This is a genomic window from Ancylobacter sp. WKF20 (assembly GCF_029760895.1).
Classification (GTDB): Bacteria; Pseudomonadota; Alphaproteobacteria; order Rhizobiales; family Xanthobacteraceae; genus Ancylobacter.
The window spans coordinates 786610-813391 of sequence record NZ_CP121679.1 but is presented as its reverse complement, the minus strand read 5'-3'; the positions used below and the strand labels follow the sequence as shown (position 1 = coordinate 813391).

Below are 26782 nucleotides of genomic sequence, written 5' to 3'. Positions count from 1 at the left end.
ACGCTCGGCGAAAACACCGGGCTTGCGGGCGGTTCCCCCTTGCGGAAGCGGCCTCTCGTGCGGCAAGGAGGCCGGGGGCATTTGACACGCCGGGGCGGCTCCCCCATTTTCCGGGCCGCTTTGGGCTAGACTACCAACGGACGCGCGGGCTGATGCAGGTCGTAATCGTCGAATCGCCTGCGAAGGCCAAGACGATCAACAAATATCTGGGACCGGACTACGAGGTGATCGCCTCGTATGGCCATGTGCGTGACCTGCCGGCCAAGGATGGCTCGGTGGATCCTGAGCACGACTTCCACATGCTGTGGGACGTTGATCCAAAGTCGCAGAAGCGGCTGTCGGACATCGCCCGCGCGGTGAAGGAGGCGGACGGTCTCATCCTCGCCACCGACCCGGATCGCGAGGGCGAGGCGATCTCCTGGCATGTGCTGGAGGTGCTGAAGGAAAAACGCGCCCTCAAGGGGCAGCCGATCTCGCGCGTGGTGTTCAACGCCATCACCAAGCAGGCCGTGCTGGAGGCGATGAAGCACCCGCGGCAGATCGACGGCGCGCTCGTTGACGCCTATCTGGCCCGACGCGCGCTCGACTACCTCGTCGGCTTCAACCTCTCGCCGGTGCTGTGGCGCAAGCTGCCGGGAGCCCGCTCGGCCGGCCGCGTGCAGTCCGTCGCGCTGCGGCTGGTCTGCGACCGCGAGCGCGAGATCGAGACCTTCGTGCGGCGGGAATACTGGTCGATCGTCGCCCAGCTCGCGACGCCGCGCGCCGATCAGTTCGAGGCGCGGCTCGTCGGTGCGGATGGCCAGAAGATTTCCCGCCTCGATGTCGGCACGGCCGAGGAAGCCGCCGCCTTCCGCTCAGCGCTGGAGAGCGCGGACTATCGCGTCAGCTCCGTCGAGGCCAAGCCTGGCCGTCGAAACCCGTACCCGCCCTTCACCACCTCGACACTGCAGCAGGAGGCGAGCCGCAAGCTCGGCCTTGCGCCGGCCTCGACCATGCGCGTCGCCCAGCGCCTCTATGAGGGCGTGGATGTCGGCGGCGAGACGGTCGGTCTCATCACCTATATGCGTACCGACGGCGTGGACATGGCGCCGGAAGCGGTGACCGCCGCCCGCGCCGTCATCGGCCAGGACTATGGCGACCGCTACGTCCCCGCCGCGCCGCGCAAATACACCACCAAGGCGAAGAACGCGCAGGAAGCCCATGAGGCGATCCGGCCGACGGACGTCTCGCGCCGCCCCAAGGATGTGGCGCGCTATCTCGAACCCGAGCAGGCCCGGCTCTATGAGCTGATCTGGTTGCGGACTGTCGCCAGCCAGATGGAATCGGCCGAACTGGAACGCACCACGGTGGACATCGCCGCCACGGCGGGCGGTCGCGCTCTGGACCTGCGGGCCACCGGCACCGTCATCAAGTTCGACGGCTTCCTCACCCTCTACCGCGAAGGCCGCGACGATGAGGAAGAGGACGAGGAGAACCGCCGCCTCCCCGCCATGACCGCTGGCGACGCCCTCGCCAATAAGGGCATCAAGGCCGACCAGCACTTTACCGAGCCGCCGCCGCGCTACTCGGAAGCCTCGCTCGTCAAGCGCATGGAAGAGCTCGGCATCGGCCGACCCTCGACCTACGCTTCCGTGCTCGCCGTGCTGCGCGACCGCGAATATGTGCGGCTCGACAAGCGCCGACTGGTGCCCGAGGACAAGGGGCGCCTCGTCACGGCGTTCCTCGAAAGCTTCTTCGACCGCTATGTCGAATACGACTTCACGGCGGATCTCGAAGAGAAGCTCGACCAGATTTCCGCCGGCGAGCTCGCCTGGAAGGACGTGCTGCGCGACTTCTGGCGCGACTTCACCGCCGCTGTCGGCGAGACAAAGGATCTGCGCGTCTCCGAGGTGATCTCCGCGCTCGACGAGATGCTGACCGCGCACATGTTCCCGCCCAAGGAAGACGGCACGGATCCACGCCTGTGCCCGACCTGCGGCACGGGGCGGCTCTCGCTCAAGGTCGGCAAGTTCGGCGCCTTCATCGGCTGCTCGAACTACCCTGAATGCCGGTACACGCGCCCGCTGGCCGTGCAGTCCGGCGAGGGCGAGAATGGCGCGGAGGCGAGCGGCAACCGCGTGCTCGGCACCGACCCGGAGACGGGGCTGGAAGTCTCGCTGCGCGATGGCCGCTTCGGCGCCTATCTCCAGCTCGGCGAAGCCAAGGATGGCGAGAAGCCGAAGCGCTCCAGCCTGCCCAAGGGCCTCGCGCCCGCTGATGTCGACCTCGACGCCGCGCTGGCTCTGCTCTCGCTCCCGCGCGACATCGGCCGCCACCCGGAGAGCGGGGAACCCATCCTCGCCGGCATCGGGCGGTTCGGGCCTTATGTCCAGCACGGCAAGACCTACGCCAACCTCGAGGCGGGCGACGATGTCCTGACCATCGGTCTCAACCGCGCCGTCGCGTTGATCGCCGACAAGCAGAACAAGGGCCCCGGGCGTGGACGCGGCGCGGCCGGCGGGCGTGAACTGGGCGAGCATCCGACGCTGGGCGGCGTGGTGACCGTGCGGCCCGGCCGCTTCGGCGCCTATGTCAACCACGGCAAGGTCAACGCCACGCTGCCGAAGGATGTCGATCCTGCGGCCGTGACGATGGACGAGGCGGTGAAGCTGATCGAGGCGAGAGCGGCGCTGGCTCCCGCCAAGCCCGCCGGCCGCACCACGCGCAGCGCGACCAAGACGGCGAGCAAGAGCGCGGATGCGCCGGCGACCAAGAAGCCGGCAGCGAAGAAGGCCCCGGCCAAGAAGACAGCCAAGGCGCCCGCGAAGCGCACGGCCAAGGGCGCTTAATCGCGCCCTTGGTCAATTTACCGGGCGCCGCGCCCTTATTCGGGTAGCGGGGCCGGTCCCTCGCCAGAGCGCAGCGGGCGTTCCTCCATCGCCAGCATGGCGATGAGCGACAGGGTGAGTGCGCCCGCCCCGGCTATAAACACCCAGCGGAACGCATGCGCCAGCGGAACGGGGTCGGTGCCGGCAACCAGCATCTGCTCCATGAGGCGTCCACCTTCCACGCCGGAGGCGCCGACCACGATGGCGCCAAAGCCGGCCGTGAGCACGGCACCGCCCAGCGAGCGGAAGAAGTTCACCATCCCGGTCACCACGCCGATCTGCGGCATGGGCACGGCGTTCTGCACGGCAACCGTCGAGACGGGGAGCACGGTGCCGAGCCCGATCCCGGTCAGGGCGAGGCAGGCGGCGAACAGCCAGATGGGTAGGCCCCGAGGCTCCAGCGCCAGCAGCGCCAAAGCCAGGATCGCCGCGACCAGCCCGAGCAGCGAAATGCGCTTATAGTGCCGCACCCGCCCCATCATCCGCCCGGCCCCGGTCGCGCCTACCACCACGCCGGACATCAGCGGAATGAGTGCGACACCTGATTCGCTCGCGGTGAGGCGAAGCACGCCCTCGAGATAGAGCGGCAGCACGATCGACAGGCCAACCAGCGTGCCCATGGCGAAGGCGGCGGCCGGCACGCCCGCGCGCACCACCTTGTTACCCATGATGCTGACCGGCAGCAGCGGCTCACTCGCGGTGGCGACCCGCGCGAAGAAGGCGAGCCAAAGCACGATGGAGGCGGCCATGAGGCCAAGTATCGGGAGCGACAGCCAGGGATAGCGTGCCCCGCCCCAGCTGAGCGCCAGCAGCAGGGCCACGGTGGCGACGCACATCAGCAGGGCGCCGAGAAGATCCAGCCGGTGGGGATGGTGATGCGCCGGCAGGCGGCGCAGGGCCCGGTCGCTCATGGCCGCGGCGGCGAGACCGATGGGCAGGTTGATCCAGAAGATCAGCGACCAGTGCAGATGCTCGGCGAAGAAGCCCCCGAGGACCGGCCCGGCGATGCTCGAGGTGATGAACACGGCCGCGAAATAGCCCTGATAGCGGCCACGCTCGCGCGGCGCGATCATCAGCCCGACAATGGTCTGCGCCAGCGCAATGAGCCCACCGCCGCCGAGCCCCTGCACCGCCCGCGCCGCGATCAGCCAGAGCATGCTGGGCGCAAGGGCGCAGGCGACCGAGCCGATGAGGAACAGTGCAATGGCGATGCGCAGGATGGGACGCGGCCCGTGAATGTCCGCGAGCTTGCCGACCAGCGGCGTTACCGCCGTTCCGGTGAGCAGATAGGCGGTCACGATCCAGGAAAGATTCTCCAGATCGCCGAAATGCGCGCCCATGGTCGGCAGCGCCGTGGCGATGATGGTTTGATCCAGCGCGCTGAGGAACATCGCCAGCATGACGCCGATGATGATGGTCCTGATGTCGGCGTGGTCCAGCGGGGCCGCTTCGGCATCAGGCGAACGGGCATCCATGTCACGTCTCTCAAAATGCGTGCCCTGCCCCCGGGGCCCGGGACAATTGTCGCGCGAGCCAGTAAAGGCAAGAGGCTCGACGAACGAAAAGACGAACGAACTCCGCCCCCGCCCGGATCGTTGGTCGACGCGCGGACGTGATGCCGCTAGCGTCAGATACCAGCCAGGAACCTGTGAATCGTGCGAAAGCCCTCTCGACCGAAGCCCCGTAAAGCCCCGGCACCGCGCCAGCCGAAGGGTTTGCCGACCCGCGAGGAGCTTATCGCCTTCATCGCCACCCATGGCGGGGATGTCGGCAAGCGGGAGATTTCCCGGACTTTCGGCCTCGATGGCGGCGACCGCATCGTGCTCAAGGCGATGCTGCGCGAACTGGCCGATGAAGGGCTGATCGGGCGCAAGCGCGGCAAGCTGCATCTGCCGGGCGCGCTTCCCGCTGTCGTCATGTCCGAGGTGGTCGAGCGCGACGAGGACGGCGAGCTGCTTGCCGTTCCGATCGACTGGGACGAGGACGAGCATGGCGAGGCGCCGCGCATTCTGGTGCAACTGGCCCGCCGCGGTCGGCTTGCCGGCCCCGCGCCGACCGTCGGCGACCGGGTGCTGCTGAAGACCGAGGAGATTTCCGAGGCGGACGGCCGCGTGCGGCATACCGGCCATGTGCTCAAGGTGCTGGAGAAGTCCCGCACGCTGGTGCTCGGCCTCTACCGCCGCGACGCGCAGGGCGGCGGCCGGCTGATTCCCATCGACAAGCGCAATATGGGCCGGGAACTCGCCATCCCGCCGGATTTTGCCAATGGCGCGGAGGAAGGCGATCTGGTCTCGGTCGAGATCGTCCGCCACCACGCCTATGGCCTGCCCACGGCAAAGGTGAAGGAGCGGCTCGGCTCCATCGCCACGGAGAAGGCGATCAGCCTCATCGCCATCCACGCCCATGGCATCCCCAGCGTGTTCCGTCGCAACACTCTCGCGGAGGCTGAGGCCGCGCGGCCCGCGAGCCTCGCCGGACGCGAGGACTGGCGCGACCTGCCCTTGCTCACCATCGACCCGCCGGACGCCAAGGACCACGACGACGCCGTGCACGCGACGCCGGACACCGATCCGGCGAATGCCGGCGGCTTCATCCTCACCGTCGCTATCGCCGATGTCGCCGCCTATGTGCAGCCCGGCTCGGCGCTGGACCGCGAGGCGCTGGTGCGCGGCAACTCGGTCTATTTCCCGGACCGCGTGTTGCCGATGCTGCCGGAACGGATCTCCAACGACCTGTGCTCGCTGCGCCCGCTGGAGGACCGCCCCGCCCTCGCCGTGCGCATGGTTATCGGGCCGAATGGCCGCAAGAAGTCGCACAGCTTCCACCGCATCATGATGCGCTCGGCTGCCAAGCTGGCCTATGCGCAGGCGCAGGCGGCGATTGACGGCCAGCCGGATGAGGTGACGCAACCGCTGCTCGACGACGTGCTGCGCCCGCTGTGGGACGGCTACGCGCTGGTGAAGAAGGCCCGCGATGCCCGCTCCCCGCTCGACCTCGACCTGCCCGAGCGCAAGATCCTGCTGAAGCCGGACGGCACGGTGGACCGTGTCATCGTCCCTGAGCGCCTCGATGCCCATAAGCTGATCGAGGAGTTCATGATCCTCGCCAATGTCGCGGCGGCCGAGACGCTGGAAGAGAAGCGGATTCCACTCATCTACCGCGTCCACGACCAGCCTTCGCTGGAGAAGATGTCGAGCCTGCGCGAGTTTCTCCAGACGCTCGACATCAAGATGCCGAAGACCGAGACCGTCCGACCGGCTCAGTTCAACGAGATCCTGGCGCGGTTCACCGACACGGAATATGCCCCGCTGGTCAATCAGGTGATCCTGCGCAGCCAGGCTCAGGCGGAATATGCGCAGGAGAATTACGGGCATTTCGGCCTGCATCTGCGCCGCTACGCCCATTTCACCTCGCCGATCCGCCGTTATGCCGACCTGATCGTCCATCGCGGGCTGATCCGCGCCCTCGGCTTCGGCCGCGACGGCCTGCCGGAGAGCACGACGCCGGAGGAGCTGGCCGAAATCGCCGCCCGTATCTCCGCCAGCGAGCGGCGGGCCATGGCGGCGGAGCGCGAGACGATTGATCGGCTGATCGCCCATCACATGGCCGAGCAGATCGGCGCGACCTTCAAGGGGCGCATCTCCGGCGTCACCAAGGCCGGTCTGTTCGTCGCCCTGGACGACACCGGGGCGGATGGCTTCATCCCAGCCGTCACGCTCGGCCATGACTATTACCGCTATGACGAGGCTCGTCACGCGCTGATCGGCGACCAGACCGGCGAGATGCATCGGCTCGGCGACCGCGTCGAAGTGAAGCTGGTTGAGGCGGCGCCGGTGGCTGGCGCGCTGCGATTCGAGCTCCTATCTGAGGGCAGTCGCGTCAGCGGTGCGGCACGCGGCCCGCGCGGGCCGCGTGGTCGCTTCCGCCGGCCCGATGAACGCCCTGCCCGCCCGCCGCGCGGCGGCAAGCGCCGCTAGCGCCGGAGTGCCACCATGACGATGACGTCCTCGCATCCCACCCCTCCGCGCTCCGTCGGCACGGGAATCGCGAACGGCTTCCGGATGCGTTGCCCGGCCTGCGGCGAAGGCAAGCTCTTCGCCTCCTATCTCAAGGTCAACGAGCACTGCCCGAGCTGCGGCGAGGAGCTGTGGCACCACCGCGCCGACGACGCGCCGCCCTACATGGTCATCACCATTGTCGGCCACATCGTCGTGCCGCTGCTGCTGGCGGTGGAGATGGCGCTGCACCCGGATCTGTGGATCCACCTCATCATATGGCTGCCGATGACGCTTATCCTGTCGCTCGTGCTCCTGCCCCCGGTGAAGGGCGCGCTGATCGGCTATCAATGGGCGATCCGCATGCATGGCTTTGATCGCGGTGACAGCGAGTATGATCCCGTGCCGCCCAGCCAGCGCTCCGGCGCCGTCCTGCTGAAGCCCTGAGCCTGACCATGAGCCTTCACGACGTTTCCGAGCGCTTCGATCTGAAGCGCCCCACCCCGCCGAACGCCGCCATTCGTCCGGTGGACGCCGCGGCACTGATCCTGGTCGACCGTTCGGCCCGCACGCCGCGCCTGCTGCTTGGCCGGCGCAACCCGTCCTTGCGCTTCATGCCCGGCAAGTTCGTGTTCCCCGGCGGGCGACTCGACCCGCAGGACCGGCAGATGTCGGTCTTCGGCATGCTCGACGAGGTAAGCGAGCGCCGCCTGATGGAGCGGGTGACGCGCCCGAGTCCGGGCCGGGCGCGGGCGCTGGCACTCTGCGCCATCCGCGAGCTGTGCGAGGAAACCGGGCTGCTCCTCGGCATAGACGAGGCCGGGGCGCCCGAAGGGGCGCCGGCGGGATGGGAGGCCTTCACCCAGGCCGCGATCTACCCGAACCTTGAGGAACTGACCTTCGTCGCGCGCGCCGTGACCCCGCCCGGCCTGCCTCGCCGCTTCGACACGCGCTTCTTCATGGCGGATGCCAGCACTATCGCGCACCGGCTGGAGGGCGTGGTCGGGGAAGAATGCGAGCTGGTGGAGACGGCCTGGCTGACCATCGCCCAAGCGAAGAAGGCGGAGGTGCCGCAGATCACCCGCGCCATCATCGAGGAGATCGAGGCCCGGCTCGGCTCCGGCAACAAGCCTTGGCTGCCCGTGCCCTATTACTTCGCCCGTGGCGGGCGGATGTACCGCGACACGATCGCCTGAGGCTCGTACGCGACTCACAATCCGCGTGCATGAGCGCATCGCCAAAAGTCATTCGACTTTCGTGAGCCATGGGGTAGAGCCCTCGGCGGAGGCGTCTGCCTCGCAGCTTTCAGGTGCCGTCCATGCATGCCCCTGCCGCTCCCGCGGTCAATATCGCCTCCATTGCCGCCGCCATTGGTGCCATTTCCGCGGTCGGCTTCGGCCTTGCTCTGTCGATCCCGCTGCTCGCGCTTGAACTGGATTCGCGCGGCATCTCCAGCGCCTGGATCGGCATGAACACGGCAGTAGGCGGGCTGGCCACACTGGCGATCGCACCGGTCATCACCAAGCTGGTCGGACGCCTCGGTGCCGGGCCGCTGCTCATGGGGGCGATCCTCGTCGCCGCGGTCTCGCTCCTCGGATTCAAGGTCACCAGTTCGTTCCTGCTGTGGTTTCCCCTGCGCTTCATGTTCGGCGCGGCGCTCTCCGTGCTGTTCATCATCAGCGAGTTCTGGATCAACGCGGCGGCGCCGCCCGGCAAGCGCGGGCTGGTCATCGGCATTTACGGGACCGTGCTCTCCTGCGGCTTCGCCGGCGGGCCCGCCATTCTAACGCTCGTCGGCACGACCGGCTGGCCGCCTTATCTGGCCGGCGCCGCCATGTTCGGGCTCGCGGCCATTCCGGTGCTGATCGGCGCGTCGAGCGCACCGGTGGTGGAGAAGGAGAGCACGGGCGGGCTGTTCAGCCTCATGCTGATCGCCCCGGCGGCAACGCTCGCCGCCTTCATCTTCGGCGCGGTCGAGACCGGCCTCATCAACTTCCTGCCGCTCTACGGGCTGCGGCGCGGCCTCGATGACGGGCAGGCGGCCCTGCTGCTCACCATCGCCGAACTGGGAAATGTGTTCCTGCAACTCCCCCTCGGCCTGCTCAGCGACCGGGTGGACCGGCGCAAGCTGCTGCTGGTCTGCAGCACCCTCGGATTCGGTGGCGCCCTGCTCATCCCCTCCCTCGCGGCCGATAGCTGGGCGATGTGGGCGACCGTGTTCCTGACGACGGGAATCGTGTGCGGCCTCTACACGGTCGGCCTCGCGCTGCTCGGTGCGCGATTCGATGGGGCGCGGCTCGCCACCGCCAACGCCGCCTTCGTCATGCTCTACTCGCTCGGCCTGACCTTCGGCCCGACAGCGGTGGGGGCAGGCATGCAGGCCGTGGATCCGCACGGCTTTGCGTGGAGCCTTGCGGGCTTTCTCATCTTCTACTCGGTGGTGGTCGCCGGTCAGATTTGGCGCGACCGCTGAGCTAGCTTTCTTGACATTCCGGGGCTGATCCGCGATACGGACGCCCAACGAGCGGCTTCGCTGCCGCGCGAACCCGATTTTTTAGACGTGGCCGAGGCCACGCCCCAGGAGACCCGGTCAATGGCCAAGGCAACGACCATCAAGATCAAGCTCGTGTCGAGCGCCGACACCGGCTTCTTCTACGTCACCAAGAAGAACTCGCGCACCATGACCGACAAGCTGGTCGTCAAGAAGTACGATCCGGTCGTGCGTAAGCACGTCGAGTTCCGCGAAGGCAAGATCAAGTGATATCTGGCCTTCGGGCCATCACTTGAAACGAACAAGGCGCCGCAAGGCGCCTTTTTTGTTGGTCGGATCGCTGTTCGGTCGAGGAGACGGCCGGCGGTGGCGAAACGGAGAGGCCTTCCATCACGCCGCCCGCCGGCCTGACCCCACGGACCCAGGAGATGCGGCGGACCCGAGCACTCCGCAGGGTATGGCGTTCAGGGTTGCAAGGCTATCCGATCAGCGTGAGAACGCAACAGGTACATCGACCCCTCGCGAACGATTCGATCGCGTCGTCGATCAGGCCTCGGGCAGAAAGTGGCGCACCGTCTCAAGGAACTTGCTGACCGAAATCGGCTTCGACAGATAGGCCTCGCAACCGCCTTCGCGGATGCGCTCCTCATCGCCCTTCATGGCGAAGGCGGTGACCGCGATCACTGGGATCGCCTTGAGGTCGGGATCAGCCTTTAGCGCCCGCGTCACGTCGATGCCGGACATCTCCGGCAGCTGGATATCCATCAGGATCAGATCCGGCCGATGTGAGCGGGCAAGAACTAGCGCTTCGGCGCCATGACGGGTGCCGACCGTGATATAGCCATGGGCTTCGAGAAGATCGTTGAAGAGCTTCATATTCAGCTCATTATCTTCCACGATCAGAACGGTCTTGGGCATATGGCTCGGTCCGTGAGTCCTGAACTTCGTCGTCGACGGTCCGTACGCGGGCCAAAGTCAGCAAGCGCAAGGCCCATCTTCTGATCTGAGCTTACCCGTCCATTCCTTACGGAACCCCAAATGCGGCTTCGCAATTCCAAGCCTTTATCCAACCAGCAAGCCGCGCGCGAAGTGAGCCTCGGTGCGCTCGGCTTTCTCGCCGCCGACCCGGAGCGGATCGGCCCCTTTCTGGCCGAGAGTGGACTCTCCCCGGCGGATCTGCGCGGCATCGCCGGCTCCACAACCTTCCATGTGGCGCTGCTGGACTACCTCATCAACCGGCAGGATCTGCTGATCGCCTATGCCGAGGGCGCCAAGATCGACCCCGGCCATGTGGTGGCGGCGCGCGAGATCCTGTTCCACGCCGACCTCCCCGAGGATTGAGCGAGGGCCGACATGGCGGGCATGCCGGGCTTCTGCCGCGACTGCCTGCGGGACGCGCAGGGCGCGCCGCGCTGCCTTGAGTGCGGCAGCCCGCGGGTGGTGCGCCATGCCGAACTCGACCGGCTCACCATCGCCCATATCGACTGCGATGCCTTCTATGCGGCGGTCGAGAAGAGGGACAACCCTAGCCTGCGCGACGTGCCCGTCATCATCGGCGGCGGCCGGCGTGGTGTCGTCTCAACCGCCTGCTACCTCGCGCGGGTGAAGGGCGTGCGCTCGGCCATGCCGATGTTCAAGGCGCGGGCGCTGTGCCCCGAGGCCGTGATCGTGAAACCGAACATGGCGAAATACGTCGCCGTCGGCCGGGAAATTCGCGAGCGGATGCTGCGGCTCACACCGCTGGTCGAGCCGCTCTCGATCGACGAGGCCTTCCTTGACCTGTCCGGCACCGAGCGCCTGCACGGGACGAGCCCGGCGCGCACGCTCGGCCGCTTTGCCCGCGCAATTGAGGCCGAGATCGGTGTCACCATCTCCGTCGGACTGGCGCCGAACAAGTTCCTCGCCAAGATCGCCTCCGATCTCGACAAGCCACGCGGCTTCGCGGTCATAGGGGCGGCAGAGGCGCCAGCCTTTCTCGCCCCGCGCAGTGTCGGCACCATCTGGGGCGTCGGCGCCGCCACGCAGGAGCGCCTCGCGCGCGAAGGCTACCGGCTGATCGGCGACCTTCAGGCGGCGGACGAGACCGCTCTGGCCCGGCGCTTCGGGGCGGAGGGGCTGCGCCTCTGGCGTCTGGCGCGCGGCATTGATGACCGGCGGGTAAACCCCGAGCGGGAGACCAAGAGCGTTTCGACCGAAACGACGTTCGACAGCGACATCAGCGATTTTCGCGCGCTGGAAACGGAGCTCTACGCGCTGTCGCGCAAGCTTTCGGACCGACTGAAGGCGGCGGAGCTTTCCGGGCGAACGGTCACGCTCAAGCTGAAGACGGCCGACTTCAAGCTGCTCACCCGCGCGCGCTCGCTGGAAGACCCCACACGCCTCGCCCATCGCATCTTCGCCCATGCCCGCGAATTGCTGGAGAAGGAGGCAGATGGGCGCCGCTTCCGGCTGATCGGCGTGGGCGTCTCGGAACTGGCGGATCTCGCGCTCGCGGACCCCGGCGATCTGATCGACGTGCAGGCGACGAAGAAGGGGCTGGCCGAACTGGCGACCGATCAGCTACGCGCCAAATTCGGCAAGGGCATCATCGACCGGGGCATCGCGCTCGACGCATCCCCTCGCACGGCAGCGCCCCAGCCGCACCGCAACGCCCCAGAGCCGGCGGAGCCGGGGCCGGCTACTTCGCGCAATTCTCCTGCGGCAGCGCCTCGTAGGAAGTGAGCGTGCCGCGCAGGGCGAAGTCGCCATAATCGAGCTTCAGCGCGCGGCTGACCCCGTTATCGAACAGGTCGAAGCTGATCGTGTAGTCGGGCGTCTGCGTGTCCGTGCCGCGCTCGTAATAGCTGATGGTCACCGGATAGCGCATCCGCCCGGCGAGATCGCTCTTGATGGCCGCATCCTCCAGACCCTTGGGATCATTCGAGCCCTTGCCGATGACGGTCAGCGTATCGAACACCTTCTTGGCGTCGGGGGACCCGTCATAGACCGGGGCCTCGACGAGGCTCTCGCCCTGGCCGGCGGCGTCGAGCACCTTCACCACATGCTGGGTCGGCAATAACACGCCCTTGGCGAGGCGGATGGTGCCCTCCTCCGGCTTGGTCGCCTTGACGACCAGTTGCCCGTCGCGCCGCTCCGCCACGCCGTCGGCCTCCTCGGGAGACTCGTCATTGACCGTGTTCACGACGCGAAAGCGGAAGGCATTGCCATCACCGTCTTCCCAGGTCGCGGTCGTGATCGAGCTGTTGAGCCGCCCGCCTTCGGTTTCCAGATCCGTGCTCTGGCGCAACTGCACCGAGTAGCCGGCGCAGGCATTGCCGCGCAGCTCATAGACGATCTCGCCGCGCGCGCCGTTGACGCGCTTGGCCGGCGTGCTGCCGTCGAGGGAAAGCGCATAGGTCGCGCGATGGGGCGAGAGCTGCACCGCCCAGGCGGGTGCCGCTGCGGCCAGCATCGGAACGAGGACGGCGGAGGCGGTCAGGCCGCGAAGGAAAGCAGTGGCGGACATAAAAACAAGATTCCTCGGGCACGCCGCGCATGCGCTTGCGCGCGGCAGAACGATCGGACAAACATCGCACCCCGAACTCAAGGCGAGAACAAGGGCGAAAGTGGGAAACCACGCTGCGTCTCGCCGCATCTTAGCACGGAGACAGCCATGTCCGGTCAGGTTGAGGCCAAGCTTGCGGCCCTCGGCATCACCCTTCCCGTCGCCGCCGCGCCGGTGGCGAATTATGTGCCGACGGTCATCAGCGGCAACCAGCTCTGGATCTCCGGTCAGGTGTCGGTGAAGGACGGCGTATTCCTGAGCGGCAAGCTCGCCGGTGAGGCCGATCTCGACGCCGGGCGTGCGGCCGCGCGCCAGTGCGCCATCAATCTCATGTCGCAGATCAAGGCCGCGCTTGGCGAACTCGACCGGGTGACGCGCGTGGTGAAGCTCGTCGCCTTCGTCAACTCTGCCCCGGACTTCACCGATCAGCCCAAGGTGGTCAACGGCGCTTCCGATCTCTTTGTCGAGGTGTTCGGCGATGCCGGCCGTCACGCGCGCTCGGCCGTCGGTGTGGCCGCCCTGCCGTTCAATGTCAGCGTCGAGATCGACGCCGTCATCGAGTTCGCCTGAGCCATGCCGGTCCCCGTCCCGTCCGCAGCGCCGGCCTGGCTCACCGCCCGGCCGATTGCCCATCGCGCGCTGCATGATGCGGCGGCTGGCATCATTGAGAACACGCCCTCCGCCGTCGATGCGGCGCTCGCCGGCAACTATGCCATCGAGGTGGACATCCAGCTCTCCGCCGATGGCGAGGCGATGGTGTTCCATGACGACACGCTGGAGCGCCTGACGCTCGGCACCGGCCCGGCCAAGACGCTCAGCACCGCGCAGTTCCAGGCACTGGAGCTGCGCGGCACGTCCGACCGCACCATGACGCTGGACGACCTGCTCGCGCGCGTCGCCGGCCGCACGCCGCTGGTCATCGAGCTCAAGAGCCATTTCGACGGCAATGACGCGGTGGCGCGCCGGGCGGTCGAGGTGTTGGCGGGCTATGAGGGTCCGGCGGCGCTGATGTCGTTCGATCCTGCTCTGGTGGCCAGCGTGCGCCAGCTGGCGCCGCATATCCCGCGCGGCTTCACCATGGAGCACCGCTATGACGACCCGGAGTGGGACTTCCTCACACCGGAGACCAAGAGCGCCTGGGGCGCGCTTGAGCCCTTTGCGGAGATGCAGCCCCATTTCCTCGCCCACTACGTCAAGGAGCTGCCCTCGGAGGCGGTCACCTGGGCGCAGCGCACCCATGGGGTCGCCGTGCTGACCTGGACCGTCCGCTCGGCGCAGGATCGCGCGACGGCGGCGCGGCATGCCGACCAGATGATCTTCGAGGGCTTCCGCCCCTGAGAGCTGAGGGACGCGCCGTGCCTGTCGCTCAGGGATGCCGATGCGGCACTTCGCAAGGTCGTGAGCTCGCTTCCGTTCGCTCGCAAAGGCGCGCAGACTAGCGCTGCCCCATCCCGCACGAGCCATCCCACCCCCATGCCTGACAGCACGTTCACCCTCCGGGTCGAGAGCGACATCGCTGCGATTCCCGCCGACGCCTGGAATCGGTGCGCCGCCAGTGGCTCGCAGCTCACATTAGATAACTCATCGAAGTCATTGATAAATAATGATCTCGAGAAAAAAAGGATCTCTGGATCGACCGTTGAAGTCGCTGCAGCGCCGCTTGCGAAGCCGGTCCTCAACCCCTTCGTTTCCCACGCTTTTCTGAGCGCGCTGGAAGAATCAGGGTCGGCCTGTGCCGAGACCGGCTGGCTGCCGCAGCATCTCGTGCTTGAGGATGAGGAGGGCCGCGTCATCGGGGCGTGCCCGGCCTATCTCAAATCGCACTCGCAAGGCGAATACGTCTTCGACCATGGTTGGGCGGAGGCCTATCAGCGCGCCGGCGGGCGCTATTACCCCAAGCTTCAGGTCTCCGTACCGTTCACCCCGGCGACCGGCCCGCGCCTCATGGCAAGCCCCGACGCGCCGGGGGAAGCCGTCCGTGCCGCCCTCGCTGGTGGGCTGGTGACGCTGGCGAACATGCGCCGCGTCTCCTCCGTGCATGCGACGTTCCTCACCGAAGCCGATGCCACCGCGCTGGAAGACCAGAACTTTCTGCCGCGCACCGACCAGCAGTTCCACTGGCACAATCGCGGCTATGGCGACTATGAGGCATTTCTGGGTGAGCTTGCGTCCCGCAAGCGCAAGGCGATCAGGCGCGAGCGGCGCGAGGCGCTGGAGGCAGGCGTCACCATCCACTGGCTCACCGGCGCGGACCTGACGGAGGAGGTGTGGGACGCCTTCTTCGCCTTCTATCTGGAGACCGGCGCCCGCAAATGGGGGCGCCCCTACCTCACCCGCGCCTTCTATGCGCTGATCGGCGAGCGCATGGCCGACCAGATCCTGCTGGTCATGGCCAAGCGGGCGGGACGCTGGATCGCCGGGGCGATAAACTTCATTGGGCCCGACACGCTCTATGGTCGCCACTGGGGCGCGATCGAGCATCACCCCTTCCTGCATTTCGAGGTCTGCTACCACCAGGCCATCGAGTTCGCGATCTCCCGCGGGCTCGGGACGGTCGAGGCTGGGGCGCAGGGGGAGCACAAGCTGGCACGCGGCTATCTGCCGGTGACGACGCGCTCGGCCCATTACATCGCCGATCCCGGCCTGCGCGCCGCCGTGGCCAATTACCTCGCCAGCGAGCGCCGCTATATGGCCGAGCTCGGGACGGAACTCGCCGATGCCGGCCCGTTCCGCCACGACCTCGCCAGCACGCCGCCCGAGGAGGAGCCTTGACCCACGCGGCCCGGCTTGCGATCAGGAGCCGCAACAGGGGAGGACGTCATGGCCTACGATCCCAACAACATCTTCGCCAAGATCCTGCGCGGCGAGCTGCCGGCGCACCGCGTCTATGAAGACGAGAAGGCCTTCGCCTTTCTCGACATCATGCCGCGCTCGACGGGACACACGCTGGTCATCCCCAAGGTACCGGCGCGCAACATTCTCGACATCGCCCCTGATGATCTCGCCCATGTCATCCAGGTCGCCAAGAAGGTCGCTCTGGCGCAGATGAGCGCCTTCGGCGCGGATGGCATCACCGTGCAGCAGTTCAACGAGACGGCCGGCGGACAAGTGGTGTTCCACCTGCATGTGCATGTGATTCCGCGCTTCGAGGGCATCGAGCTGCTGCCGCCGCAATCCAAAATGGAAGCGCCGGAAATCCTGACCGAGAATGCCGCGAAGCTGAAGGCCGCCCTCGCCGGCTAGAGATGGCGGGTGTCAGCCACCAACCCCGAGCCACCAGGCGCCGGCAACGAGCAGCGCCTCGGCGGCGAGGACACCGGCGAGAACCGAGCGGCGAAAGGCGAGAAAGCCGCCGAGCCCCATCAGCACGGAGCCGGCGCGCAGCCAGAAGGGCAGCGCCACCAGCGCGCCGTTCGGCACAAGCAGCAGGCGCGCGACGACGGCCGCGAGTAGCGCCGTCGCCACGGCGCGCACCCATTGCATCCACAGGCCGTCTTCGTCGATTCGGCGACCGAACAGCACGCCAAGCACGCGCCAGACCTCGTTCGGCAGAAAGCCGACGATGAGCACGACGAGCACCGCGCCGAGTTCCGTCTGGATGAAGCTCATGCCGCCTTCCGGAAACCGTAACGGGCGATCAAGAAGGCGAGCGTGCCACCGCCGACGCCGGCCCAGAAAAGATCCAGGCCGCCCGGAGAATTCACCGCAAGTGGCGAAATGGCAGCGCCCAGGCCGATCGCCAGCCAGTCCACGGGCGCCTTTGCGTTGCGCACCAAGAGGATGGTGAAGGAGATCGGCGTCAGCAGCAGCAGGGCGACAGCGAACGGTCCCGGCAGAACGTTCGTCAGATAGAAGCCGAAGGCCGTGCCGGCCATGCTCATCAGGGTCATGCCGGTGCCGAGGCCCATCGCATAGGTGGGCTGCCCCACCTTGGGCACATGCGGCAGCAGGCGCAGGGCTTCCACCCACATGGTCATGGCGATGAAATGCGCGCAGACCAGTTCGCGCCACAGCCGGGGCTTCGGCCCGCGCATCAGCGGCATTACCGAGACGACCATCGGCAAGAGGCGCACGCCCGAAAGACACACGGCCACCGCGACGGCCGGGAGGGAGGCACCCGCACCGATGCCGCCGACGAGAATCACCTGGGCCGGCAATGCCCAGATGAACAGGGTGGAGAGCAGTCCCGCGCCAATCGGAAAGCCGACATCGTGCAGCAGGCCACCAAAGCCAACGAAGGTCGCCACCAGCACGAAGCCGGGCACGGCAAGAGAACCCGCCATGCCGCGCAGAAACCAGCGGGTGGCGGAAAGCTGGGCAGGTGGCGCAAGCTCGGGCACGGGAGACATCGAGGGCTCAACGGGACGCCCGTTCATCGACCCTTCACCCGGTGGGGTCAAGCGCCTCCTTCGGCGCGCCCCGGCCTCAGATGCCGGTCAGCCACACCAAGGCACCATCAACGAAAAACCCCGCCGGCATGACCCGGCGGGGCTGTTTTTCAGGCTGATCGGTTCAGGCCTTCACGAGCGGCACCTTGGGCACCTTGGAGCCGCCAGGACGAGGACGACCGCCCTCACCCGCCGGCTTGGTGGCCTTCGCCACCTTGGGTGCCGCCTTGGCGGGCGCCTTGCGGCGCGGGGCGCGCTTGGCCTTCACCGGCTCGATCTTCTCCGGCTTCGGGGTGATCGGCCCCTCCGGGAACTCGAAGGTGAGCGAGGAGTCGCCATCCTCATCGGTCTTCAGCACAACACGGACATGACCGCCGGAGCGCAGCTTGCCGAACAGCACCTCGTCGGCCAGCGCCTTCTTGATGTGCTCCTGGATCACGCGGCCCATGGGTCGCGCGCCCATCTGCTGGTCATAGCCACGCTCCACCAGCCACGCGGTCGCCTCGTCCGACAGCTCGATCGTGACGTTGCGGTCGGCGAGCTGCGCCTCGAGTTGGAGGACGAACTTCTCCACCACCAGCGCGATGACCTCGTTGGTGAGATGCGCGAAGGTGATGATGGCGTCGAGGCGGTTGCGGAACTCCGGCGCGAAGAGTCGGTTGATCGCCTCCACATCGTCCCCTTCCCGCTTGGAGCGGGTGAAGCCGAAGGCCGACTTGGACAGGTCCGCCGCGCCGGCATTCGTCGTCATGATGAGAATGACGTTGCGGAAATCGACCTGCTTGCCGTTGTGGTCCGTCAGCTTCCCGTGGTCCATCACCTGCAACAGGATGTTGAACAGATCGGGATGCGCCTTTTCGATCTCGTCGAGCAGCAGCACGCAATGCGGGTGCTGGTCGATGCCATCGGTCAGCAGTCCACCCTGGTCGAAGCCGACATAGCCGGGAGGCGCGCCGATGAGCCGCGAGATGGTGTGCCGCTCCATATACTCCGACATGTCGAAGCGCAGGAGCTCCACGCCGAGGCTCGACGCCAGCTGCTTGGCGACTTCCGTCTTGCCTACGCCAGTCGGGCCCGAGAACAGGTAGGAGCCGATCGGCTTCTCCGGCTCGCGCAGGCCGGCACGGGCGAGCTTGATCGCCGACGCCAGCGCCTCGATCGCCTTGTCCTGGCCGTACACCACACGCTTCAGCGTGGTCTCGAGGCCGGCGAGCACTTCCGTGTCGCTCTTCGAGACGGTCTTCGGGGGGATGCGGGCGATGGTGGCAATCGTCGCCTCGATCTCCTTGACGCCGATGGTCTTCTTGCGCCGGCCTTCCGGCAGAAGCATCTGCGCCGCGCCGGATTCGTCGATGATGTCGATCGCCTTGTCCGGCAGCTTGCGGTCGTGGATGTAGCGGGCCGAGAGCTCCACCGCCGCCTTGATCGCCTCATTCGTGTAGCGCAGGCGGTGATAGTCCTCGAAATAAGGCTTAAGCCCCTTCAGGATCTCGATCGCATCCGGCACCGTCGGCTCCGGCACGTCGATCTTCTGGAAGCGACGCACAAGGGCGCGATCCTTCTCGAAGTACTGGCGGTACTCCTTGTAGGTCGTCGAGCCGATGCAGCGCAGCGTGCCGGCGGCGAGGGCCGGCTTGAGGAGGTTGGAGGCATCCATCGCGCCGCCCGACGTCGCACCGGCACCGATGACGGTGTGAATCTCGTCGATGAACATGATGGCGTCGGGATAGGCCTCGATCTCCTTGACCACCTGCTTGAGGCGCTCCTCGAAATCGCCGCGGTAGCGGGTGCCGGCCAGCAGCGCGCCCATGTCGAGCGAGAAGACGGTGGCCTTTCTCAGCACCTCCGGCACTTCGCCGTTGACGATGCGCCGCGCGAGGCCCTCGGCGATGGCGGTCTTGCCCACGCCGGGATCGCCCACGAAGAGCGGGTTGTTCTTGGAGCGGCGGCACAGCACCTGGATGGTGCGGTGAATCTCGCTGTCCCGACCGATGAGCGGGTCGATCTTGCCTTCGCGCGCCTTCTTGTTGAGGTTCACGCAATAGGCGTCGAGCGCATCGGCCTTCTTCTTGGTGTCCTCCCCGGTCTTCGTCTCCGTCTCCTCCTCGGCGCCACGGACAGGACGGCTTTCCGACATGCCGGCGCGCTTGGCGATGCCGTGACTGATGTAGTTCACCGCATCATAGCGGGTCATGTCCTGCTCTTGCAGGAAATAGGCCGCGTGGCTCTCGCGTTCGGCGAAGATCGCCACGAGAACGTTGGCGCCGGTCACCTCTTCGCGACCGGACGACTGGACATGGATCACCGCGCGCTGGATGACGCGCTGAAAACCGGCGGTGGGTTTGGAGTCCTCGCCGCCATCCTGCACGAGATTGTCGAGCTCGGTGTCGATGTACTCGACGAGATTGCGGCGGAGCTTTTCGAGATCGACGTTGCAGGCGCGCATGACCGCCGCCGAATCCTGGTCGTCGACCAGCGACAGCAGCAGGTGCTCGAGGGTGGCGTACTCGTGGTGGCGTTCATTGGCGAGCGCGAGGGCCCGATGAAGCGACTGCTCGAGGCTGCGGGAGAAGGTGGGCATCGGGACCTCTTCGTTTAGCCGTCGCGGGGCGTCACTTCTTCTCCATGACGCACTGCAAAGGATGCTGATGCTTGCGTGCGAAGTCCATCACCTGGGTGACCTTTGTCTCGGCCACTTCATAGGTGTAGACGCCGCACTCGCCCACGCCATGCTGATGCACGTGCAGCATGATCTGGGTGGCTTCCTCCCGGTTTTTGGTGAAGAAGTGCTCCAGCACGTGCACGACGAACTCCATTGGCGTGTAGTCGTCGTTGAGCAGGAGCACCCGGTAGAGGCTTGGCCGCTTCACCTGCGGCTTCGTCCGGGTAATCACCGCCGTCCCCGGCGGGCTGTCGCTGCGCCGACGACGCTCGTCGTCGGCCATCAGGATCAGGGGCAGCGTTTCGATATCAGATGCTGACATTCAGGCTGGACCTTACCGGCAACATGCCGGGGCTTGCTCAGACATAATAGGTAGCGCCCCCCACTCGCGCCAGAGGCCCGATCGGGTCTCTCTGTCGCAATCCGGTGACAATGGAGCCGTTCAAGCTTGCGCGGCGGTAGCCTTGTCGTGTCACAGCATCGCCACACGCTCGAAATCACCCAGCAACGAGAAAGGCCCGACCTTGCGGCCGGGCCTTTCAAAAACTCTGTTCGGCACCGGGCTCCGCGGCTACCGCAAGCCGGAAACGCCTGAACCGCGCTGATCACATTTCGCGAAGGATCACTTCGCGCCGGGGATCTTGGCGATGATGCCTTCGTAGGGCTTATAGCTCTCCTTGGCGAGATCGGCATACAGCTCGCCGAGCTTGGTCGCCTGCGAGACGAAGCTCTCATAGGCGTGCTTGAAATAGTCCGACTGGATCTCGACCGCCTTGTCGAGGGTCTTGGCGCCGAACAGCTTCTCAGCCGTCGCAGTGCTCTCCTCGAAGGACTTCTTCGAATAATCGGCCATCTCGACGGCGATCGCCTGAACACCCTTCGACACGGTGCCGAAGCTCTTCATGGCCAGTTCGAGGTTGTCTTTGCCCAGCTTCTGGAGGTCGTCGATGTTCTGCATGATCGCCTGCTCCTGTGTTGTTTCACGCGTGCCGGGTTCTGCCCACTCGCGCCGCTTGGGAAGCGTCTCCCTGTGATTGTTCTAATGCGCCGCAACATGATCGTCAAGGCATTTTTGTGCATCGCAACATGACAGGCCCACACAAGGGTACCAGCCCATTTTATCGCCACATCGAGAGGGATGATGGGCCTGGGGTTTACCACTTCGTAACCGCACTCTTCTTAAGGTTTGCGAAGTGATCGCTCGGCAACGTTCCTTCAGTTCAGGGCTAGTGCGCCGGATGCGTGCGGCTTTGCCGAAGGCCTGCCGATCGTAGTGTACCGGCGCTAGCCGAGATGAGTAGGCGAGACAGGTAGATGCGGGTTCCGGGGCTTATCGGCACGTATGCCATGCGTGCCGGCGTGGTGTTGCTGGCGGCGTCATTGCTGGGCGGGGGCGTCGCTGAGGCGGCGTCGAAAAAGAAGCCGAAGCAGGCGCGCAACAAGGCCGCGGTCACCCGCACCGTCGCCAATGACGGCATCTGGCAGCGCGGCTACTCCGATATCGTCATCGACGCCAATACGGGCCGCGTCCTCCACGAAGAGAACGCCGACGCGCTCCGTCACCCGGCGTCCGTCACCAAGGTGATGACGCTGTACCTGCTGTTCGAGCAGCTTGAGGCCCGGCGGCTTCGCCTCGACTCCCAGCTTCGGGTCTCCGCCTATGCGGCGGCGCAGCAGCCCTCCAAGCTCGGCGTGAAGGCCGGCTCCACCATCTCCGTCGAGGACGCGATCCAGGCGCTGGTCACCCGTTCGGCCAATGATGTCGCGGTGGTGATCGCCGAGAACCTCGCGGGCGATTCGTCGTCCTTCGCCCGCCGCATGACGCAGCGCGCCCGCTCGCTGGGCATGTCGCGCACCACCTTCAAGAATCCGAACGGTCTGCCCGATCCGCAGCAGGTCACCACGGCACGCGATCTCGCCACGCTCGGCCGCGCGATCCAGGAGCGGTTCCCGACCTACTACGCCTATTTCGAGAAGCGCAGCTTCATGTATCGCGGCGTCGCGATCCGTAATCACAACCGGATGCTCGGCCGCATCGAGGGCGTGGACGGCATCAAGACCGGCTACACCAACGCGTCCGGCTTCAACCTGCTGACCAGCGTGAAGCGCGACGGGCGGTATGTCATTGCCGTCGTCATGGGTGGCGCCAGCGCCGCCTCTCGCGACAACCGGATGGCGGCCCTCGTCACCGAAGCCCTGCCCCGCGCTTATGCCGGCCGCCAGATGGTCGCCCGCATGAACACCGCTCCGGGCGCCGTCGACGATATCGCGGTCGCCGCCGCGCCTGTCGCCGTCGCTCAGGCCCCGACGCCGGCGCCCGTGGCGGCAGTCGCCGCGGCCCCCGAGGTCATTCCGGTTCCCACCGCCAATCCGCGCGTCGCTATGGCCTCCGCCGCCGCCCTGCCGGCTCCGGGCGAGACCGATGAGATGACGACCGCCTCCGTGCCGACCCCGTCGGTCCGCGCGGCCGCTCCGACCACGGTCGCCGGCGCCGCCAGCCCGATCGTCCCCGTGGCTGTGAAGACCGTTCCGGTCGCGCGCCCCGCCGCGCCCACCGCCACCTTCAGCAACCAGCCCGGCATCCTTGGCACTCTGGCCTTCACCAGCACCGGCCAGACGGTGGCGGCCGCGCCGGCTGCGGCGCCCGCCCAGCAGGCCATCAAGAAGGTTCAGCTCGCCAGCGCCGGCCCAACCGAAATTCCGATGCAGGAGACCGAGCGCGCCGAAACCGCCGCCCGCCCCCGTGCCGGTGGCTGGGGCATCCAGATCGGCGCCTATGGCAGCGAGACCGACGCCCGTGCCCAGCTCGCCAAGGCCAAGCAGAAGGCTGGCTCGGCCCTCTCCAAGGCCGATCCCTACACCGAGGCGGTCAAGTCCAATGTCGTGCGCGCCCGCTTCGCTGGCTTCGATGCCGAGGCCGCGGCCCGCAAGGCCTGCGCCGCGCTGAAGCGCAGCGACTTCGGCTGCATGGTCTTCCGGAACTGACGGGAGGCCTCAATGGCGCTGGAGCAGGATATCCTTGGCTTCGTTCACCCGGGCAGCGAGATAATTCGACCCGCCCTGGTCGGGATGGAGTTTCTTCATAAGGGAACGGTGAGCCTTGCGGATGTCATCCGCCCCCGCCCCCGCCGGAAGCCCCAGGATCTGGTAAGCCTCCTCTTCCGTCATCGTGCCACGGCGCGGCGCATCAGCGCCCCGCCCGCCCGCGTCGCGCTGAGCGTGTTCACGCCAACCGGGCGCCCGGCGGTCCAGATACGCTTCGAGTAGCTGGCGGCTTTCCGGATCAAGCTCCAGGGCAAGGCGGGCCACCATGGCGACGTCCATGGCATCGAGCGGCCTACCCGCATAAGGACCGATGGTCACGGTGCCCGACAGACGGCCACTGTCGTGATCGAGCTGCATATCGAGCGCGGCGGTTCGGACGGACGATGTCCGCCCCTTGGTCGTTTTCGGCCGATCCCAGGGCATGCCGCCCCGAAGATTCCAGCCGATCAGCGACAGTCCGAAGATGCCGAGCGGGATCGCGGTCTCGATATGGCCGCGCATGCCCAGGAAGCCCGCCAACAGCAGGGTGACCGTTCCCCCGACGCCCCTCCCCATCCGCACCAGCGCCTTGGCGTCAGCCCGGCCGAATGCCTTCAGGCCGTAATAAAGCAGGGCGACGATTGCAGCCCCGACGAGCAGATTGATCATTGGCCGTCCTGCATGGCCGACAGAAGATAACGCGCGCCCGTTGATGAGGCCGACAGCGCCTGGAGCGCGCTGGTCCCGCCGGCGGCGTAGCTGGCCGCCGCGCGCAACAATTGGCGCAACTGGTCGGCGGAGCCGGCATCGAACCGGCACCAAGCACCCTTGGTGAGCCGGGCGATTTCACGGAACGCCCGCTCGGCATCACGGTCGTGCCCTTCCTGAAACAGGAAGGCCGGAATGCCCCGCAGCGCCAGTGGCCCAGCCTCGGCGCAGAGGTGATCCAGCGATTCCTCCATCGCGTCGCCGACGAAAACAAGAGCACCAACAGGGCCTTGCGCGGCTTCGTTGACAGCATGCCTGAGCACGCGACCGATCTGCGTGCGCCCGCCCCGGCAGTCGATCTTGGCCATAAGCCCGCCAAGCCGCGCACCCTCAGTGATCCAGGGCGAGGCACGGCATTCATTGATGCCGCGGAAATAGACGAGCTTCATGTCGAGCCCGCCGATCCTGCCGGCCTCCTCGAACATCTCCGCCTGCAGTCGGCACGCCATGTCCCAGGTCGGCTGCCGACTCATCGTCGCGTCGAGGCCAAATATCAGGCGGCCGCGCTGCCCGGTCGCGAGCGGCGCCGGCGCCCGCGCCTCCACCTCCGCCAGGAAGGCGGCAACGTTCGCCGTGGGCGCAACGGCGGGTGTGGAAAGGCGTGTCTTGTCCGAAGTCATCAAGGCCTCGATCGGATTCGCGGCGAGTGTAGCGGCGCGCTGCCCCGCGAGACAGCGCCTCGCGCATGGTTGACCACTGGGACGACTTTGCTAGACCGTGCCGGCGCTTGCGATGAGGAGACCGCCGCGATGCCCCGCACGACCGTCCGGCCCGTCCACACCGTCCAGGAATTGCGCCAGCAGGTTTCGGCCTGGCGCGCCGCCGGAGAACGCATTGCGCTTGTGCCGACCATGGGCGCGCTCCATGCGGGTCATATGGCGCTGATGACCGCTGGGCGCCAACATGCCGACCGTGTGGTGCTGACCATCTTCGTCAATCCGACGCAGTTCGCCCCGACGGAAGATCTGAGCCGCTATCCGCGCACCTTGGAGGCCGATCTCGCCAAGGCCAGCGCAGCCGGCGCTGATCTCGCCTTCGTGCCGGATGTCGCGGAGATGTATCCAGAGGGCTTCGCGACCACGGTATCGCTAACCGGCCCGGCCCTCGGTCTGGAAACGGACTTTCGTCCCACCCACTTCTCCGGCGTCGCCACGGTGGTCGCCAAGCTGTTCATTCAGGCGGCGCCCGACGTCGCGATGTTCGGCGAGAAGGATTATCAACAGCTTCAGGTCGTGACGCGGATGGCGCGGGATCTCGATTTGCCGCTCAACGTCATCGGCGTACCCACCCTGCGGGAGGCCGACGGCCTCGCCCTCTCCTCGCGCAACGTCTATCTCTCAGCCGATGAACGCGCGGCCGCCCCGGTTCTCTACCGCGCGCTTAATGATGCGGCGGCGGCGATTACCACCGGCACCCCCATCGCCCACGCTGTTGAGGCGGCGCGGGTCACGGTTTCTGGCGCTGGCTTTGACCTTCAATATCTTGAGGCGCGCCACGCTCAGACGCTGGCGCCCATCCAATCGCTTGCCGAGGGGCCGGTTCGGCTTCTGGTGGCGGCACGTATCGGCACGACGCGTCTCATCGACAACATCGCCGTGCCGAGTTGAGGCCTTATGTTACCGTCAGGTAGCTGATGGCGAAGCCGATGATGACGAGCGCCATGCCGATGCCCAGCACGTAGCGCATGGGCTTCACCTCGACCGCCTGGCGCTCCTCGACATTGGCCTTCACCACCACCTCGTCACCGACGATTTCGCGGTGGTCGTCCGAATCCTGTTTCATCGCTCGTCTCCCTGGTTGCCAGGGACAACGCGGCAGGCCGGATGGGGTTTCCCTCAGGGCCTAGAGCAGGCCGAGCGATCGCAGTTCCCGCCGAAGCGTCTCGGGCAGCGCGACGTCCGCCGAGCCTTCGGAAAGGTCGGCGGGGGCGTCGGCGGCGGTAAGATAACGCCACCCCTGGAAGGGACGATGAGGGCGCGGCTGAACACGCTGCACCACGGGCTCCAGCACCAGATGGCAACGGCGGATGCCGTCCGTCGCCACAAAGGGACGGATCGCGGTCAGCCGCTGGCGGCAGGCCACCTCCCCCTTGATGACCCAATAGAGCGAGCCACCGTCGACGATCTCCGCCGCCCGATTCGGCACCATGCGGGTGGTATGGAACTGCTCCGCCGGGGCGCCGCGCGCCGCCTTGGCCGCCAGATCCTGCGCGATCCACTCTTCGAGATCCTGCACCGACTCGGCGCCAACGCAGAGCTTGAGAAGATGGAGCGGCATGAATGACGGATCCGGCGGCGGGGAGAGGGCTTATACCCGCTTGACGACCGGCCAGTCGACCTCGTCTTCGGGAACGATGCCGGTCTCCTGCAGGGCCAGCGTCTTCCACTCTACGAAGGCCGGATGCGCGTGGATCGCGTCGACATAGGCCTGCGTGGTCGCATCCATCGGGATGCCATAGGTGCGCAGCCGCGTCGCCACGGGGGCGAACATCGCATCGGCGGCGCCGAACGATCCGTAGAGAAAATCGCCACCCTGGCCAAAGCGCTCGCGTGCCTCCGCCCAACGGCGCGAAAGCACCTTCACATCCTTCAGGGCGGCGTCCGGCATGGGACGGACCTCGATGGGGCGCCACAGATTCATCGGCGCCGCGCTGCGCAGCGCGCCGAAGCCGCCATGCATCTCGGTCGCCAGAGAGCGCGCATGCGCCCGCGCTGCCGGATCGCTGGGCCACAAGCCGCGATCCGGGAAACGCTCGGCGAGATGTTCCAGAATGGCGATGGATTCCCACACCACGGCATCGCCGTCGATGAGGACCGGCACCCGGCCCGCCGGCGAGGCAGCATAGGCCTGCGCCTTAAAGTCGGGGGCTTCGAGTGCAATCGTCTGCTCCTCGAAGGGAATGCCCGCCGCCTTAAGGGCGATCCACGGCCGCAGCGACCAGGATGAGTAGTTCTTGTTTCCGATGATAAGCTTAAGCGCCATGGACATGTCCCCCGAATGAGGGGCTAACCATCGACGAGAGCACCATCGGATGCAAACGCAC

The 26782-nt window shown here is 66.8% G+C and carries 27 protein-coding genes; 14 read left to right on the top strand and 13 right to left on the bottom strand.

Going from position 1 to position 26782, the window contains the following annotated elements:
* The first annotated feature begins 152 nt into the window (after positions 1–152).
* Positions 153–2828, top strand: coding sequence for a type I DNA topoisomerase (gene topA / locus AncyloWKF20_RS03745; protein WP_279316585.1), 2676 nt, complete (start codon positions 153–155; stop codon positions 2826–2828).
* 35 nt (positions 2829–2863) lie between these two features.
* Here topA and AncyloWKF20_RS03740 read toward each other — a convergent pair whose 3' ends face one another.
* The gene (locus tag AncyloWKF20_RS03740) at positions 2864–4342 is read right to left on the bottom strand and encodes an MDR family MFS transporter (RefSeq protein ID WP_279316584.1); all 1479 of its coding nucleotides are present in this window, start codon (positions 4340–4342) and stop codon (positions 2864–2866) included.
* 240 nt (positions 4343–4582) lie between these two features.
* Between AncyloWKF20_RS03740 and rnr the strand changes: the two genes are divergently transcribed.
* From rnr to rpmG, 5 genes are all read left to right on the top strand, one after another.
* Positions 4583–6844, top strand: a complete 2262-nt coding sequence (rnr, locus tag AncyloWKF20_RS03735) for a ribonuclease R (RefSeq protein WP_279316583.1) — start codon at positions 4583–4585, stop codon at positions 6842–6844.
* Between the two features lie 15 nt (positions 6845–6859).
* Positions 6860–7309: a DUF983 domain-containing protein gene (locus AncyloWKF20_RS03730; RefSeq protein ID WP_279316582.1), complete on the top strand. Its 450-nt coding sequence runs from the start codon at positions 6860–6862 to the stop codon at positions 7307–7309.
* Positions 7310–7317: 8 nt separating this feature from the next.
* Positions 7318–8058, top strand: coding sequence for an NUDIX domain-containing protein (locus AncyloWKF20_RS03725; protein ID WP_279316581.1), 741 nt, complete (start codon positions 7318–7320; stop codon positions 8056–8058).
* Positions 8059–8180: 122 nt separating this feature from the next.
* Entirely contained in the window at positions 8181–9335 is a 1155-nt protein-coding gene (locus AncyloWKF20_RS03720) for an MFS transporter (protein ID WP_279316580.1), read from the top strand.
* A 120-nt stretch (positions 9336–9455) separates the two neighbouring features.
* Complete coding sequence (gene rpmG / locus AncyloWKF20_RS03715) at positions 9456–9623, top strand: 50S ribosomal protein L33 (protein ID WP_267582781.1); 168 nt, start codon at positions 9456–9458, stop codon at positions 9621–9623.
* 276 nt (positions 9624–9899) lie between these two features.
* Here rpmG and AncyloWKF20_RS03710 read toward each other — a convergent pair whose 3' ends face one another.
* Complete coding sequence (locus tag AncyloWKF20_RS03710; RefSeq protein ID WP_267582782.1) at positions 9900–10271, bottom strand: response regulator; 372 nt, start codon at positions 10269–10271, stop codon at positions 9900–9902.
* A 120-nt stretch (positions 10272–10391) separates the two neighbouring features.
* Between AncyloWKF20_RS03710 and AncyloWKF20_RS03705 the strand changes: the two genes are divergently transcribed.
* On the top strand, positions 10392–10694 hold the full coding sequence (locus AncyloWKF20_RS03705; protein ID WP_279316579.1) for a DUF3572 domain-containing protein: 303 nt from the start codon (positions 10392–10394) through the stop codon (positions 10692–10694).
* 12 nt (positions 10695–10706) lie between these two features.
* Positions 10707–12074, top strand: a complete 1368-nt coding sequence (locus AncyloWKF20_RS03700; protein WP_279316578.1) for a DNA polymerase IV — start codon at positions 10707–10709, stop codon at positions 12072–12074.
* On the opposite strand, the gene AncyloWKF20_RS03695 is transcribed toward AncyloWKF20_RS03700, so the two are convergent.
* On the bottom strand, positions 12031–12858 hold the full coding sequence (locus AncyloWKF20_RS03695) for a cell envelope integrity EipB family protein (protein WP_279316577.1): 828 nt from the start codon (positions 12856–12858) through the stop codon (positions 12031–12033). The two genes, AncyloWKF20_RS03700 and AncyloWKF20_RS03695, sit on opposite strands and share 44 nt — an antisense overlap.
* Positions 12859–13005: 147 nt before the next feature.
* On the opposite strand from AncyloWKF20_RS03695, the gene AncyloWKF20_RS03690 reads away from it, so the two are divergent.
* The 4 genes from AncyloWKF20_RS03690 (at position 13006) to AncyloWKF20_RS03675 (ending at position 16140) form a co-directional block, all read left to right on the top strand.
* Positions 13006–13467: a RidA family protein gene (locus tag AncyloWKF20_RS03690; RefSeq protein ID WP_279316576.1), complete on the top strand. Its 462-nt coding sequence runs from the start codon at positions 13006–13008 to the stop codon at positions 13465–13467.
* 3 nt (positions 13468–13470) lie between these two features.
* Positions 13471–14235 (top strand): glycerophosphodiester phosphodiesterase family protein, encoded by a 765-nt coding sequence (locus AncyloWKF20_RS03685; protein WP_279316575.1) that lies wholly within the window; start codon positions 13471–13473, stop codon positions 14233–14235.
* A 135-nt stretch (positions 14236–14370) separates the two neighbouring features.
* Positions 14371–15669, top strand: a complete 1299-nt coding sequence (locus tag AncyloWKF20_RS03680; protein ID WP_279316574.1) for a GNAT family N-acetyltransferase — start codon at positions 14371–14373, stop codon at positions 15667–15669.
* A 48-nt stretch (positions 15670–15717) separates the two neighbouring features.
* Positions 15718–16140, top strand: a complete 423-nt coding sequence (locus AncyloWKF20_RS03675; RefSeq protein ID WP_279316573.1) for an HIT family protein — start codon at positions 15718–15720, stop codon at positions 16138–16140.
* A gap of 12 nt (positions 16141–16152) precedes the next feature.
* Here AncyloWKF20_RS03675 and AncyloWKF20_RS03670 read toward each other — a convergent pair whose 3' ends face one another.
* From AncyloWKF20_RS03670 to AncyloWKF20_RS03650, 5 genes are all read right to left on the bottom strand, one after another.
* Positions 16153–16506, bottom strand: a complete 354-nt coding sequence (locus AncyloWKF20_RS03670; RefSeq protein ID WP_279316572.1) for an AzlD domain-containing protein — start codon at positions 16504–16506, stop codon at positions 16153–16155.
* Positions 16503–17237 carry an AzlC family ABC transporter permease gene (locus AncyloWKF20_RS03665; RefSeq protein WP_279316571.1) on the bottom strand — a complete coding sequence of 245 codons (735 nt, stop codon included), beginning with the start codon at positions 17235–17237 and terminating at the stop codon, positions 16503–16505. Before AncyloWKF20_RS03665 ends, AncyloWKF20_RS03670 begins: the two co-directional genes overlap by 4 nt.
* 172 nt (positions 17238–17409) lie before the next feature.
* Entirely contained in the window at positions 17410–19866 is a 2457-nt protein-coding gene (gene clpA, locus AncyloWKF20_RS03660; protein WP_279316570.1) for an ATP-dependent Clp protease ATP-binding subunit ClpA, read from the bottom strand.
* A gap of 31 nt (positions 19867–19897) precedes the next feature.
* Positions 19898–20230: an ATP-dependent Clp protease adapter ClpS gene (clpS, locus tag AncyloWKF20_RS03655; protein WP_279317869.1), complete on the bottom strand. Its 333-nt coding sequence runs from the start codon at positions 20228–20230 to the stop codon at positions 19898–19900.
* 339 nt (positions 20231–20569) lie between these two features.
* On the bottom strand, positions 20570–20908 hold the full coding sequence (locus AncyloWKF20_RS03650; protein WP_279317868.1) for a phasin family protein: 339 nt from the start codon (positions 20906–20908) through the stop codon (positions 20570–20572).
* 353 nt (positions 20909–21261) lie between these two features.
* Between AncyloWKF20_RS03650 and AncyloWKF20_RS03645 the strand changes: the two genes are divergently transcribed.
* Positions 21262–22932 (top strand): D-alanyl-D-alanine carboxypeptidase, encoded by a 1671-nt coding sequence (locus tag AncyloWKF20_RS03645; protein ID WP_279316569.1) that lies wholly within the window; start codon positions 21262–21264, stop codon positions 22930–22932.
* A gap of 9 nt (positions 22933–22941) precedes the next feature.
* Here the strand turns inward: AncyloWKF20_RS03645 and AncyloWKF20_RS03640 are convergent, their stop codons facing one another.
* Positions 22942–23640: a DnaJ domain-containing protein gene (locus AncyloWKF20_RS03640; RefSeq protein WP_279316568.1), complete on the bottom strand. Its 699-nt coding sequence runs from the start codon at positions 23638–23640 to the stop codon at positions 22942–22944.
* Entirely contained in the window at positions 23637–24359 is a 723-nt protein-coding gene (locus AncyloWKF20_RS03635) for a VWA domain-containing protein (RefSeq protein ID WP_279316567.1), read from the bottom strand. The genes AncyloWKF20_RS03640 and AncyloWKF20_RS03635 overlap by 4 nt, the downstream gene beginning before the upstream one ends.
* Before the next feature lie 129 nt (positions 24360–24488).
* Here AncyloWKF20_RS03635 and panC point away from each other — a divergent pair, with 129 nt between their 5' ends.
* On the top strand, positions 24489–25346 hold the full coding sequence (panC, locus tag AncyloWKF20_RS03630; RefSeq protein WP_279316566.1) for a pantoate--beta-alanine ligase: 858 nt from the start codon (positions 24489–24491) through the stop codon (positions 25344–25346).
* 4 nt (positions 25347–25350) lie between these two features.
* Here panC and AncyloWKF20_RS03625 read toward each other — a convergent pair whose 3' ends face one another.
* From AncyloWKF20_RS03625 to AncyloWKF20_RS03615, 3 genes are read right to left on the bottom strand one after another with little or no spacing between them, the layout of a single operon-like run.
* Positions 25351–25521: a hypothetical protein gene (locus AncyloWKF20_RS03625; protein ID WP_267582799.1), complete on the bottom strand. Its 171-nt coding sequence runs from the start codon at positions 25519–25521 to the stop codon at positions 25351–25353.
* A gap of 60 nt (positions 25522–25581) precedes the next feature.
* Entirely contained in the window at positions 25582–26016 is a 435-nt protein-coding gene (locus AncyloWKF20_RS03620; protein WP_279316565.1) for a DUF1489 domain-containing protein, read from the bottom strand.
* Positions 26017–26046: 30 nt separating this feature from the next.
* The gene (locus AncyloWKF20_RS03615) at positions 26047–26721 is read right to left on the bottom strand and encodes a glutathione S-transferase family protein (protein ID WP_279316564.1); all 675 of its coding nucleotides are present in this window, start codon (positions 26719–26721) and stop codon (positions 26047–26049) included.
* Positions 26722–26782 lie beyond the last annotated feature (61 nt).